This is a genomic window from Marinomonas sp. 63XJN7_9_ISO-PGPR-S23-217 (assembly GCF_056173515.1).
The window spans coordinates 1,964,212-1,976,290 of the sequence record NZ_CM149678.1; the positions used below are offsets into that span (position 1 = coordinate 1,964,212).

Sequence of the window (12,079 nt, forward strand, 5' to 3'; positions counted from 1 at the left end):
CAGGATTCTTATGACTTTTCTACCTTCTTTCAAGCCTCCATATTACGCTGTCGTGTTGACCTCAACCTTACTTTTAGATGATATGTCTTACCATGTCATGATGTCTAAAGTATCCGAACAGGCAAAAGAAGAGTCGGGTTTTTTGGGAGAGGAAAAATATGACGGAGAGAGTTCTATTTTTATCACCTACTGGTCAGAGAGAAAGTATGCTGAGGCGTGGAAAGACAACAAAGTTTTGAATCGCGTGTTATATCTTGGGGAGCAGTTTTGGTTTCAAAGTCATGCATTGCGTTTGATTGAGGTGTTAGATGATCGTTTGTTTATTCAGTCCCAGGCTCCTGATTACTCATCACGTTTTCCTTATATTGAAACGGAACGTGGTATTTTGAGAGTGCTTGATCGCTCTCAAGTGTGCTTGTTGCAACACTATGTAAATCAAGAAAAAGATTTTTTTGCGCCTTGGGAGCCGGCTAGAAGCGAGTCCTATTATTCTTTAGAGGTATGCCGACTCAGAGTGGAGGAAATGCGTCGTGACTTTTTGGAAGATAAAGCTGTGACCTTGTGCTTTTTGACAAAGGATCAGCAGAGGATGGTGGGATATGTTAATTATTCTAATATTGTTCGTGGTGTTTTTGAGGCCTGTCATTTAGGCTATAGCTTACGAGAAGGCGAACAAGGCAAAGGCTTGATGCACGAGGCACTCACCGCTGGTAATGAGTATATGCGTAATCAATCTGGTATTCATCGAATACAAGCGAATTATATGCCTCGAAATGAAAAAAGCGCGGCAGTTCTTGCTCGTTTAGGATTTGTGAAGGAAGGGATAGCGCGTGATTATTTAAAGATTAATGGACAGTGGGAGGATCATGTTTTGACCTCTTTGGTATTCAATCATTGAATGGTTTAGCCAGTAATATCACTCTCCCTTTTTCTGGGTAGGGAGTGTAGATGCAAAGTACGCTCGTGCTTTTGTCCGTTGTGTTATAGAGTGCTTTGGGTGTTTGTTTTGCTATGAATAATCCATGATCAGAGAGTGGCTCAGCGGTTTTCATATGGGTGCTTACCTTTAATGAATCGTTGTGAAGAGGCAATAAAAACTGCCCAGTGTTTTTGTGATAGTAAGTTGATTCTTTATAGTGTGCTGGATACAAATTAATACTGATAGCCCCATTTTTCCCTTGCCATAGCGGCCAGGATGTCACTCCCAAGCGTTCCGCTGACGCTTCAACGGTACCGGAAGAGACTTTTTTAAAGTCACTCTCGCAGTCGCTATTGGGCTCACGAAAGAAAGTAATAACACAAATCTCTACCTGAGGGGTCAGTATGGTGGCAATCGTGGTGTGGCGTCTGGGGAGCAAAACACCTTGATGCATTTTCAGGAGCCTGTCTTCTTGTTGGCATTTGAGAAAGACTTCGCCTTTTAAAACGAACAGAAAAGTGTGTTGAAAACCATGGTAGAATCGTATTGGATTGGTTGCTTGGGTGAGTGTCTCTAGGCGAACACGAAGATTATCGCAGTGATGTAACAGTATTGCATGGGCTTCCTTTCCAAGATGGTAGTGTGTTTGCGCTAGCATTGTTTGACTACCTTAATCATCGCCATTCTTTCCTGATTATTATTACGTCCTTATTGAAGCATGAGAAGCTTCGTCTTTCCATTATAATATTGGTGTGAAGGTTGCAGTTGGTAAGGGTGTTTCTTTATAGTACGCACAGTTAATTTATTTATGGGTAGTGTGCTCATAAACCCACACTAAAATCGCGGTAGAAGGAAAACCTCCTTGAGTGAGTTGTCAAATTTTGAGTCCAATGAAACGCTTTCATTGAAAGACTATACAGAAAAGGCGTACTTGAATTATTCGATGTACGTTATTTTAGATCGAGCATTGCCTCATATTGGCGATGGTTTAAAACCGGTTCAGCGCCGTATTATTTATGCGATGAGCGAACTGGGCCTGAAGGCAACGGCTAAGTATAAAAAGTCCGCTCGTACTGTGGGGGATGTGTTAGGTAAGTTTCACCCTCATGGTGACAGTGCTTGTTACGAAGCCATGGTATTGATGGCTCAGCCATTCTCATATCGTTATCCATTAGTTGATGGACAGGGCAACTGGGGAGCACCAGATGACCCTAAATCCTTCGCAGCCATGCGTTATACTGAGTCCCGTTTATCTAAATATGCAGATGTGCTGCTCAAAGAGGTGTCTCAAGGTACTGTGGATTGGGTGCCAAATTTTGATGGCACGTTACAGGAGCCTTCTGTGTTGCCTGCACGCCTGCCAAATTTGCTGTTAAATGGCACAACGGGGATTGCCGTAGGCATGGCAACCGATATTCCTCCTCATAATTTACGTGAAATCGGTGAAGCTTGTATTCATCTTCTGAATAACCCAAAAGCAGATTTAGACGATTTACTGGAATTTGTTCAAGGCCCTGATTTTCCAACAGGTGGCGAGATCGTTACGCCTCGGGCGGATATCCGTAAGCTCTATGAAACGGGTAAAGGGCAGATAAAAGCCCGTGCTCGTTATGAGGTTATCGAAGGGGAAGTGGTAGTCAGTGAGCTGCCGCATCAAGTATCAGGAAGCAAGGTTCTTGAGCAGATAGCGGCCCAAATGCAAGATAAAAATCCTGCTAAAAAACTCTCTATGGTCGTGGATTTACGTGATGAATCGGACCATGAAAATGCGACCCGTTTAGTGATTGTGCCTAAGTCGAATCGAGTCGATATTGAATCGTTGATGACACATTTATTTGCCACGACGGATCTTGAAAAGTCCTATCGTGTGAATATGAATGTAATCGGCTTAGATGGTTTGCCACAGGTAAAGACGTTACCAAGTTTTTTAGCAGAGTGGTTACGTTTCCGTATCGATGTGGTGAGACGTCGTTTGCAATTCCGTTTAGATAAGGTAATCAATCGACTGCATATTTTAGAAGGTTTGCTGGTTGCCTTTTTAAATATTGATGAAGTGATTGAGATCATTCGTAATGAAGAGAAGCCAAAAGTGGAGTTGATGTCTCGCTTTTCGTTAAGTGATATTCAGGCCGAGGCTATTCTTGAGCTGAAATTGCGCCATCTTGCCAAACTGGAAGAGATGCGTATTACCGCAGAACAAAATGAGCTTGAGAAAGAGCGTAAACACCTTGAAGCTTTGTTAGCTTCCGATACTAAACTTAAAAAACTGATTTCTACAGAGATTCGTGAGGCAATAGACGACTTTGGTGATGAGCGTCGTACTCCCATTGTTGAACGTAAAGAAGCACAAGCATTTAGTGAAGAGGCATTGTTATCAAACGATCCAATTACTGTGGTGATCTCGAAACAGGGTTGGATTCGCGCCGGTAAGGGACATGATCTCGATGTAGAAGGACTAAGTTATAAATCGGGAGATGGCTTTTTGGTGAGTGCAAAAGGGCGCTCTAATCAAACGCTGGTGTTATTAGCGTCAAATGGTCGAACCTACTCTATTAAGGCACATTCTTTGCCTTCTGCCAGAGGACAAGGTGAGCCAATTACGGGGCGTATTTCATTAGAAAGTGGTGTTACTATTGTTTCAGCGGTCTTGAATAATGAAGATGCTCATTATTTGATTGCCAGTGATGCAGGTTATGGTTTTGTTGCTCAGTTAAAAGACCTTTACGCTAAAAACAAAGCGGGTAAGGCTACCTTGAGTTTGCCAAAAGGGGCGCAAGTGATGGCCCCCGTATTGGTGGATGATCCTGAGTTTGGCAAGGTTGTGGTGGTGTCTAATGAAGGGCGCATGTTGGTATTTGATGTGGCTTCTTTGCCCAAAATGGCCAAGGGGAAAGGTAATAAAATGCTGAGCATTCCAAGTGCCCGTGCCGCTGAGCGAGAAGAGTTACTGATTGCTATGGCGAGTATATTACCTGACGATCTTTTAATGGCCTATGCGGGTAAGCGCTTTATGTCATTTGTTGAGAAAGATTTAATGGATTATAGTGGTGAGCGTGGTCGTCGCGGCCTGAAGTTGCCTCGTGGATTCCAGCGCATTGATCGGTTAGAGGTGAAAAAAGGCGAAGGGAAGTCCGCAAAAATAGAGGGAGACCTTTTGGGTGATTAATATTTTTTATTAGGTTTTTCTTTTTCTCTTTGTTTTATTAATAGATAATGGGATGGATAAAGTACTAGTTTTAGTAGATATGAGTATTCTTATGCCTTATCGAGGCGCCTAGGAGGAAAGAGTTATGAAGGGTAGTCAAAAAGTTATTGATAGTTTAAACGCGTTGTTGGCCAATGAATTGGCTGCGATTGACCAGTACTTCATTCATTCTCGTATGTATGATGATTGGGGACTGGCAAAGTTGTATGAACGCTTAAACCATGAAATGGACGAAGAGAAGCAGCACTGTGATTGGCTTATCAAGCGTATTCTCTTTCTTGAAGGCGTTCCTTGCATGACCAAACGTCGTGATTTGCTGGTGGGAACAGATGTTCGCTCGATGATGTCGAATGACTTGGTTCTTGAGTTAGAAGTAGTTCAGGGAGTTCGTAAAACCATTGCGATTTGTGAATCTGAAGGCGATTATCAGACTCGAGAAATCCTAGAGAAGCTTTTGTTTGATACTGAAGAGGACCACGTCTATTGGTTAGAACAGCAGCTTGGCCTAATGGACAAGATTGGTATGCAAAATTACATTCAATCTCAAATGAGCTAATTGAAGGAGCTTTTGATGAAGGGTGATTCGGCTGTTATCGCGGGTTTAAATAAGGTACTAGCGAACGAGTTGGTGGGTATTAACCAATACTTTCTTCATGCTCGTATGTTTAAAGATTTTGGCTTTAGTAAACTGGATAAAGCAGATTATAAGGCGTCGATCCAAAAAATGAAAAATGCAGATCGTTTGATTGAGCGAATCTTATTTTTGGAGGGACTGCCTAACTTACAGGATCTCGGCCGTTTGCGTATTGGTGAAAACAGCGAAGAGATGATTGCGGCGAATCTAGAGCTGGAATTAGACACGTTGACGATATTAAAAGATGTCATAAAGCGGTGTGAAGACAAACTGGATTTTATGAGCCGTGATACGCTAGAGAAAATTCAGGAAGAGCAGGAAGAGCAAATTGACTGGTTGGAAACACAACAGCTTTTGATCAAAACATCTGGCATTGAAAACTATCTTCAGTCTCAAATGTAGTGCTGTGTTGATTGTCTGGAGGCTCTTGCTATTGTGTGAGAGCCTTTAGGCAACTTGAATTTGAATCTGTGTTTCTGCAATATTAATCAATTCATCATTAAGTATTTTTTTAGCGCATTGGCAGCATTTGCCACATTGATTCCCCAGATTAGTCTGCTTATATAGCTCACGCATTGTGGTCGCACCTTCCCGAATCACTTCCTTCACTTTTTTATCCGTGACACCGTTGCAGAGACATACGTACATAAATGAAAATCACTCTCAATTGTATTCAATATATTGATTCTAATGCAAATGGTAATGGTTATCAAAAAATAAAAATTTATTTATCAGTGAAATCTAATAGATTTACTCTCTGTACAGAGAGTGTACAGATTAATGACGCTCAATCTGTACACATCTCGTTAGCAGGGCTAGCTTCTTACAGTGTCCTCGGCAATATCACTCAGTACTTTTAGGAAAGATTCAGGTTGATGGGCGCCATGTAACATATATTTGTCATTAATTACGTAGGTCGGAACGGAGGTGACATCGACTTGGGTAAGCTGTTTAATTTTTTTATCAACGAGTTTTCGAGTTTTCTCTTCATAGGCAAGCTGAATGTCCTTGTCTTTCATGCCAATGCTTCGTGCTACGTCTTCTAGAACGTTTTTTTGTCCAATGTCTTTACCTTGTGTGAAATAGGCATCAAATAACGCTAAACTTAGCGGTGTATCCAGTTTGACTTGGCTTGCCGCCGCAACAAACTGATGGGCAAGTTTGGTATTGGGGACGCGATCCTTGTCCGAAAAATTATAGGTAATACCATTCTCAAGCCCAACTTGTTGAAGGGCGTGGGTTGCTTCATTGAGGCGTTCTTGGCTGCCAAATTTTGCGCCTAGATAGGTTTCTCTGTCCGCGCCTGTTATCGGTAGATCGGGATGTAATTCAAATGGTTGCCAACGCAGATCTATAAGGTAATTATCGCCTAACTGATCTAAGGCTTGTTTTAGGCGGCTGTATCCCAAATAGCACCATGGACAAGATAAATCTGAAATAATGTCGATGCGTAAATCGGCCATGTTTTCTCCTAATGTATTTGTTGTAGCGTGTTTATGCTAACTCTTATGCTGGAGGGTGACTTATTAGCCCGCTCCTTTGTGGGCAGGGGAGGGTAATTAATTGACACCCATTGCGATGCATTGGCTAATTTCGCTTAAAGAACGGCCACTTTCGTTGTGCCAGTGGTTAAACGCAGTTTGTGCCGCTAATAGGGCGGACTGAGTGTTTCTTCCTGTGGTTATAATTTTGTGCTGACGTAAATAGCCTTCGACATCTTTGGTCAATAAAAAAGTGTCTTTGCCCATCGTTCGTAATGTATAGGGGCCAGTGTTGCCACCTAACCGTTTCCCATGTTGTTTTAGGTATGTCCATAGGCCAACGATGTTCTCTGTGGGCCAGTTCGCAATAAATGCGGCAAAAGTACCATGCTTTGTTTGACACTCGTGGATCATTAATGCATTTTCACGAATGGTCATCACTTTGCCTAAATTACGAATGATACGCGTGTCTTTAGCTTTTTCCTCCCACATTTCATCGTGGATCAAAAGCATCTTTTCGATATCAAAACCAAAAAAGACGTCCTCAAAGCCATCCCATTTATTTCGTACGACCTGCCAGTTAATGCCAGATTGAAATATTTTTTGGGAAAAAGCCGCTAACCATCGATCATCCGTTATTTGCTTGAGTGCCTCAGCGGAGAACGGTCTATTTAAGGTTTGTTCTACTGCCTGTGTACCTCCGTGGCGCTGGGCCGCTCGATCATAAATGCTTTGGAAGGCTTCATACTTCATCAGTTATTCCTCTTTTTCAGCGACGGTCCAAAACGAATCTGCTCTAGGGAGAGTTTACCATAATGCTTGGAAAGACGTGCGTTGTGATAACAAAGTGTAAGAGTTTAGTGAAGCGCTCGGCGCCTTTCTCTATAATGGTAGGTATATTCATGCGATTGCTATGGTAGCGGTGCGAAGACAATGATAGCGAGAGAAGTTATATGACACATTTGAGCGTTAACCTGAATAAAATAGGCTTACTGCGGAATTCTCGTGGCAGAAATTATCCGAATATGGTGGATATGGCAAAGCGAACATTAGATTTAGGAGCGTTTGGTATTACTATTCATCCAAGACCCGACCAAAGGCATGCCACTTATCAAGATGCTTATGATCTGAAAGAGTTACTTAAGCGCTATCCTGACGCAGAACTGAATATTGAAGGCTTTCCAGATGAGCAGTTTCTTAGTGTCGTGCTGGAAGTGGTTCCTCATCAATGTACTTTAGTGCCGGATGACCCGAATCAATTAACCTCCGATCATGGATGGAATGTGGCCCGTGATCAGGATGCATTGCGTCCAGTTATTGCTAAGCTCAAGGAAAAAGGTATTCGTGTGGTGTTATTTATGGACCCAGATGCTGATAATATGATTTTGGCGAAGGAGGTGGGGGCTGATCGTGTGGAATTGTACACAGAAGAGTATGCGAGCCATTACGGCAAAGACGATTTTGATGCCATTGCTGCGCGCTATCAAGAGGCCGCCCAAGCCGCTCTAGACGCAGGTTTAGGTGTAAACGCAGGTCATGACTTGGATTTAACGAACGTTGAAGCTTTGTGCCAATCGGGTCGGATTACCGAAGTATCTATCGGACATGCCTTGACGGTAGAAGCGCTTGATTTAGGTTGGGATCAAGTTGTGAAGGCGTATTTGGCAAAATTAGTCTAGCAAATGTCCCGTTCACATCGTTTGGTTTGTGATGGCTGTTCTTTTCTTGTCACTCAGTGTGTCTGTCAATGGATCCCCTCTATCAACAACCCATTGCCTGTGGTGGTCATTCAGGACCCAAGGGAAGCGAAACATGCTAAGAATACGCTAACTTTATTACGGTTGGTGTTACCCTCACTGCGCTGCATTTCAGCACAGAGCTGTGAGGAGTTGTACGCTGCACTGGATGTATTGCCGCTTGATCAATGGCGGCTAGTCTTTCCCAATGAAGGTTCAAGCCCTTTAGAGCAGGTGACAGAAGAGGAAAAAGCGGAGATTGAAGGTATCATTTTGATTGATGCAACATGGCGAAAAGCAAAGCGTCTTTTTTTGTCAACTCCTAAGTTGCAAGCGATGATATCGTGGCATTTCGTTTCCCCTCCTCACAACGATTATGCCATCCGTAAGTCGCCGAAAGAGGAGGCTTTATCGACGTTAGAGGCGTGTGCTTATGCTATTGAACAGTTGACTGAGAAAAATATGCAACCTTTGCGTGATTTTATGGTCTCAGCTCAAGCCTTTCAATGGCGTCAGCAACCAGAAGGGCATCAGCATCGAAATCGTGACGTTTAGGGTAATAAATACAGCCACTATTAGACCTATTCCCGCTATTATTGCTATTCGGTAAAGAGATTGCGGGTTAAAAAGAGTTTTAGGAGAAGACAATGGATAAGCAAACAGAAATTGAAGCCGCTGTATTGCGTCGCTTTTTAAAGCATTTAGATGACAACAAATCCGTACAAAATATTGATTTGATGAACTTAGCTGGTTTTTGTCGTAATTGTTTAAGTAAATGGTATCTTGCTGAAGCTGAAAAAAGAGGTGTAGACATCGACTATAATACTGCTCGTGAATATGTTTATGGGGAGCCTTATAATGACTGGAAAGAAAAATACCAGCCAGCGGCAACACCGGAACAGCTAGCTGATTTTAATGCTAAGTTTTCTAAATAAGTTGTCATGGGTCTAATAGGTCAATTGGACTGATGCTCTCTCTTTCGCTTTTCAATGGAAAAAAGTGGCGGCTCATTGTTGTGTTGCTGCTTCTTTGCATCTTGCCGCAAATTGATTTGCAAGCGGATATATCGAATAAATATTTGGCTCTGGCAGCAAAAATTGGCAAAGAGTATGGCCCAAGAGCGGAGAAACGTATACTGGCTTGGCGCCATTTAGTCGACAGCTCTAAACAACTCCCCATTGTTAGAAAATTAGAAGTGGTGAATAACTTCTTTAATCAGTTACCGTTTGTGAGTGATCTTCAGCATTGGGGAAAAGAGGATTATTGGGCAACACCGATCGAGTTTCTAGCAACCGATGGGGGCGATTGTGAAGACTTTACCATTGCCAAATACTTTACCCTTAGGGAACTTGGTGTCCCCGATGATAAACTGCGTCTTGTGTACGTTAAATCATTGACGTTAGATCAGCACCACATGGTATTGGCTTATTACCATACACCGACTTCTATTCCTGTAATTTTGGATAATTTAGATAAAGAATTAAAGCCAGCGACAAGACGGCCTGATCTAAAGCCAATTTATTCATTTAATGCACGAAATTTATGGTTATCTAAGGAAAAAGGGCGAGGGATTCTAGTGGGCGGCTCTTCTCGATTGAGTCTTTGGAAAGATCTTAACAACCGTTTTGCTAAGTATAATAACTAGGAGAATCAGATGACATTATTCCGCCAGTTGCTGATGATGATTGTTGTCATCTTGTCGTTGGTCCTGATTGCCGTGATGGGAATTAACTTCAATACGACAAAAGGCTATCTAGTCAATCAGTTAGCATCAACGGCTCAGGACAGTGCGACATCGTTAAGCATGTCACTGTCCGGCTACATGGCCGACAAAGATAAAGCATCCATTGTTAGTACAGTAAATGCGGTGTTTGACAGTGGTTATTTTTCAGAAGTGCGCGTGCATTTTTATGCCGACAACACCGACCTTATCCGTAAAAATGAAACCAAAATTGTGGGTGTCCCGCAGTGGTTTATTAACATGATTGATTTTAATGTCCCCGTTGCAAATGCGGTTGTATCAAATGGTTGGAACGAGTTGGGACAAGTTTATATTACAGGCAGTGCTGGGTATGGCTATTATCAACTTTGGCTAGCCACACGTGACTTGCTGTTATCCTTTATTGCGATTGGTGTTGTGATGGTTGCATTGGGTTGGTTGGGATTGCGTTGGCTCTTTAAACCTCTGTCTGAGGTTGAGAAGCAAGCGGAAGCTATCCAGCAGCGTCGTTTCTTAAAAATGACTAAGATTCCCAAAACGCGCGAGCTTAAATCTGTTGTTTTGTCTATGAATAGAATGGCTGAGAAATTAGAAAAGGAATTTGAGGCTGAGGCAAACGCGGTGCAATGGCTGCAATCTAAAGCGTTTCAAGACCCTGTTAGCGGGCTTGGCAATCGACATTTTTTTGATAGGCAAGCGAAAGCGTATTTCGCAAGCAATGATCGAACCATGGATGGGATTGCTTTGATTAGCTTGACGGACCTTGCCAAGCTAAATAACGAGCGAGGGTATGAGGCTGCGGATTTATTTATTCGATCGGCTGCTCAAATATTGACTGGCAAGGTAATGAGTCTGCCATCGGCAGCGACGGTTGCCCGTTTATCTGGTGCGGACTTTGTGGTTTTGATTCCTAATGTTGATCAAGATCGGTTGAAATATCTCGTGAATGATATGATGGACAGTTTACTGGAGTTAGTGACTTCGAAGATCAGTTATTCCGATGCTGTTGCGAACATTGGTGCAGTTATTATTACCGGAGACATTGATGTATCTAGCGCCATGGCACAAGCCGATGCGGCGTTGCGAGAGGCTAAGATGGCAGGCATGAATACCAGCCGAGTATTTGATGTCAAAACAGGTCAGGAAATGGCGATTGGTCGTATCGAATGGAGGGAGATGTTGGAGTATGCCATTGAACATCGAGCCTTTACTTTACGTAAACAAAGAGTCGCGTTATTTGAGAGTGAGTTAGGAACCCTGCATGAAGAGGTCTTTTCCAGCCTTGAGTATGAAGGTAAGCAATATCATGCTGGCTACTTTATCGGCTTGGCTGAACAGTTTGATTTAGGTGATCAAGTAGACCAAGTGATTATTGAACGGGTTATCACGTACATAAAAGTGCGCCATGATAGTTTAACATCACCTTTGGCTGTCAATATCTCAGCATCAGCATTCATTAAGCCATCGTTTGTTGATTGGTTAGATAGTGTATTGAGAGGGCTGGATGAACAGTTACGCCACTTTTTGACGTTTGAAATATCGGAACAAAGTGTGCTCGCTTCGGAAGATTATGCGTTTGACCTATCTCAAATGTTAAAGCACCATGGGGTGACCTTTGGCATTGATAATGTGGGTAAACAGTTTTCGGCCTTCCACTACTTACAAGTTTTGATGCCAGACTATGTTAAAGTGGATCCCTCTTATACAAAATTGGTAGCGGGTAGGGAGTCAGAGTCCTTTTTTATGCAGACGCTATGTAAAATGTTCAACAGTTTAAATATTCAAGTCATCGCAACAGGGATCGAGAGTGTGAATCAACTGTCTACTTTGCAGCGTTTTGATGTGGCGGGTGGACAAGGGTTCGCAATTGGCCTACCGTCAGATATGTAATATCTATCTGGCGGTATAGTGACATAACGCTGAGGGCCCTCAATAGGCATGAAGATTAAATAAGAGAGTCTTCATGCCCGTTCATTTTGTGGCTGTCCTCTAGAATAAGGTGCTCATCGTAGTTGTTACTGTGCACACCACGGATCCACTTACGACTGAGTAATTTTTTCTGGGCCGCTAAAGGAAGCTCGGTAAATTGGATCAATCGTTTGGCACTTAGTAGGTCGATAAGGTCTTCTAGAATCCTCATCATTTCATTGTCCGAATTTTTTAGTATGTCTTCGGTGCTGGCTTCAGATGACTTAAGCTTTTCTTCAAGAAGCGCGGCAACAACGGGATCATTAGGGGCGACAAGTTGTGTGAACTCATCGGATTGCGACGTCGCAACATCGATGATGTGCCCTTCTTTGTTTAATTTTGCGTAAAGCATCTAAGCTCCTGTAATGTATTAACTTATATGTTTGTCTCTATAAAGAAGCGTTCTTCCCTTCGCT

The 12,079-nt window shown here is 42.7% G+C and carries 14 protein-coding genes; 9 read left to right on the top strand and 5 right to left on the bottom strand.

The window, feature by feature from the left end; genetic code table 11:
- Positions 1-10: 10 nt before the first annotated feature.
- The gene (locus AC0VYI_RS09210) at positions 11-898 is read left to right on the top strand and encodes a GNAT family N-acetyltransferase (protein WP_475448867.1); all 888 of its coding nucleotides are present in this window, start codon (positions 11-13) and stop codon (positions 896-898) included.
- Here AC0VYI_RS09210 and AC0VYI_RS09215 read toward each other — a convergent pair.
- On the bottom strand, positions 888-1,577 hold the full coding sequence (locus AC0VYI_RS09215) for a hypothetical protein (RefSeq protein ID WP_475448869.1): 690 nt from the start codon (positions 1,575-1,577) through the stop codon (positions 888-890). The two genes, AC0VYI_RS09210 and AC0VYI_RS09215, sit on opposite strands and share 11 nt — an antisense overlap.
- A 204-nt stretch (positions 1,578-1,781) precedes the next feature.
- Here AC0VYI_RS09215 and parC point away from each other — a divergent pair, with 204 nt between their 5' ends.
- The 3 genes from parC (at position 1,782) to bfr (AC0VYI_RS09230) (ending at position 5,160) form a co-directional block, all read left to right on the top strand.
- Positions 1,782-4,085, top strand: a complete 2,304-nt coding sequence (gene parC, locus AC0VYI_RS09220) for a DNA topoisomerase IV subunit A (protein WP_475448870.1) — start codon at positions 1,782-1,784, stop codon at positions 4,083-4,085.
- 124 nt (positions 4,086-4,209) lie between these two features.
- Positions 4,210-4,680 carry a bacterioferritin gene (gene bfr, locus AC0VYI_RS09225; RefSeq protein WP_199476005.1) on the top strand — a complete coding sequence of 157 codons (471 nt, stop codon included), beginning with the start codon at positions 4,210-4,212 and terminating at the stop codon, positions 4,678-4,680.
- Positions 4,681-4,695: 15 nt separating this feature from the next.
- Positions 4,696-5,160, top strand: coding sequence for a bacterioferritin (gene bfr, locus AC0VYI_RS09230; RefSeq protein WP_199476006.1), 465 nt, complete (start codon positions 4,696-4,698; stop codon positions 5,158-5,160).
- Positions 5,161-5,205: 45 nt separating this feature from the next.
- Here the strand turns inward: bfr (AC0VYI_RS09230) and AC0VYI_RS09235 are convergent, their stop codons facing one another.
- The 3 genes from AC0VYI_RS09235 to AC0VYI_RS09245 form a co-directional block, all read right to left on the bottom strand.
- Positions 5,206-5,406 carry a bacterioferritin-associated ferredoxin gene (locus AC0VYI_RS09235; protein ID WP_475448873.1) on the bottom strand — a complete coding sequence of 67 codons (201 nt, stop codon included), beginning with the start codon at positions 5,404-5,406 and terminating at the stop codon, positions 5,206-5,208.
- A 167-nt stretch (positions 5,407-5,573) separates the two neighbouring features.
- A complete protein-coding gene (locus AC0VYI_RS09240; protein ID WP_199476008.1) occupies positions 5,574-6,221 on the bottom strand; it encodes a DsbA family oxidoreductase in 648 nt (215 codons plus the stop codon).
- A 96-nt stretch (positions 6,222-6,317) separates the two neighbouring features.
- Entirely contained in the window at positions 6,318-6,992 is a 675-nt protein-coding gene (locus tag AC0VYI_RS09245) for a DNA-3-methyladenine glycosylase I (RefSeq protein ID WP_475448875.1), read from the bottom strand.
- A 200-nt stretch (positions 6,993-7,192) separates the two neighbouring features.
- Here AC0VYI_RS09245 and AC0VYI_RS09250 point away from each other — a divergent pair, with 200 nt between their 5' ends.
- The 5 genes from AC0VYI_RS09250 (at position 7,193) to AC0VYI_RS09270 (ending at position 11,585) form a co-directional block, all read left to right on the top strand.
- Entirely contained in the window at positions 7,193-7,918 is a 726-nt protein-coding gene (locus AC0VYI_RS09250; RefSeq protein WP_475448877.1) for a pyridoxine 5'-phosphate synthase, read from the top strand.
- A 3-nt stretch (positions 7,919-7,921) separates the two neighbouring features.
- The gene (locus AC0VYI_RS09255) at positions 7,922-8,530 is read left to right on the top strand and encodes a tRNA-uridine aminocarboxypropyltransferase (RefSeq protein WP_475448879.1); all 609 of its coding nucleotides are present in this window, start codon (positions 7,922-7,924) and stop codon (positions 8,528-8,530) included.
- Between the two features lie 92 nt (positions 8,531-8,622).
- Entirely contained in the window at positions 8,623-8,910 is a 288-nt protein-coding gene (locus AC0VYI_RS09260) for a DUF1244 domain-containing protein (RefSeq protein WP_475448881.1), read from the top strand.
- A gap of 80 nt (positions 8,911-8,990) precedes the next feature.
- The gene (locus tag AC0VYI_RS09265; RefSeq protein WP_475448883.1) at positions 8,991-9,620 is read left to right on the top strand and encodes a transglutaminase-like cysteine peptidase; all 630 of its coding nucleotides are present in this window, start codon (positions 8,991-8,993) and stop codon (positions 9,618-9,620) included.
- Positions 9,621-9,629: 9 nt separating this feature from the next.
- The gene (locus AC0VYI_RS09270; RefSeq protein ID WP_475448885.1) at positions 9,630-11,585 is read left to right on the top strand and encodes a bifunctional diguanylate cyclase/phosphodiesterase; all 1,956 of its coding nucleotides are present in this window, start codon (positions 9,630-9,632) and stop codon (positions 11,583-11,585) included.
- Between the two features lie 55 nt (positions 11,586-11,640).
- Here the strand turns inward: AC0VYI_RS09270 and AC0VYI_RS09275 are convergent, their stop codons facing one another.
- The gene (locus AC0VYI_RS09275; protein ID WP_199476015.1) at positions 11,641-12,015 is read right to left on the bottom strand and encodes a hypothetical protein; all 375 of its coding nucleotides are present in this window, start codon (positions 12,013-12,015) and stop codon (positions 11,641-11,643) included.
- Between the last annotated feature and the right edge of the window lie 64 nt (positions 12,016-12,079).

Bases quoted from the DNA above. Each gene is read 5' to 3' on its own strand.
- AC0VYI_RS09210 (WP_475448867.1), top strand. From the start codon at position 11: ATGACTTTTCTACCTTCTTTCAAGCCTCCATATTACGCTGTCGTGTTG.
- AC0VYI_RS09215 (WP_475448869.1), bottom strand. From the start codon at position 1,577: ATGCTAGCGCAAACACACTACCATCTTGGAAAGGAAGCCCATGCAATA.
- bfr (WP_199476005.1), top strand. From the start codon at position 4,210: ATGAAGGGTAGTCAAAAAGTTATTGATAGTTTAAACGCGTTGTTGGCC.
- bfr (WP_199476006.1), top strand. From the start codon at position 4,696: ATGAAGGGTGATTCGGCTGTTATCGCGGGTTTAAATAAGGTACTAGCG.
- AC0VYI_RS09235 (WP_475448873.1), bottom strand. From the start codon at position 5,406: ATGTACGTATGTCTCTGCAACGGTGTCACGGATAAAAAAGTGAAGGAA.
- AC0VYI_RS09240 (WP_199476008.1), bottom strand. From the start codon at position 6,221: ATGGCCGATTTACGCATCGACATTATTTCAGATTTATCTTGTCCATGG.
- AC0VYI_RS09245 (WP_475448875.1), bottom strand. From the start codon at position 6,992: ATGAAGTATGAAGCCTTCCAAAGCATTTATGATCGAGCGGCCCAGCGC.
- AC0VYI_RS09250 (WP_475448877.1), top strand. From the start codon at position 7,193: ATGACACATTTGAGCGTTAACCTGAATAAAATAGGCTTACTGCGGAAT.
- AC0VYI_RS09255 (WP_475448879.1), top strand. From the start codon at position 7,922: ATGTCCCGTTCACATCGTTTGGTTTGTGATGGCTGTTCTTTTCTTGTC.
- AC0VYI_RS09260 (WP_475448881.1), top strand. From the start codon at position 8,623: ATGGATAAGCAAACAGAAATTGAAGCCGCTGTATTGCGTCGCTTTTTA.
- AC0VYI_RS09270 (WP_475448885.1), top strand. From the start codon at position 9,630: ATGACATTATTCCGCCAGTTGCTGATGATGATTGTTGTCATCTTGTCG.
- AC0VYI_RS09275 (WP_199476015.1), bottom strand. From the start codon at position 12,015: ATGCTTTACGCAAAATTAAACAAAGAAGGGCACATCATCGATGTTGCG.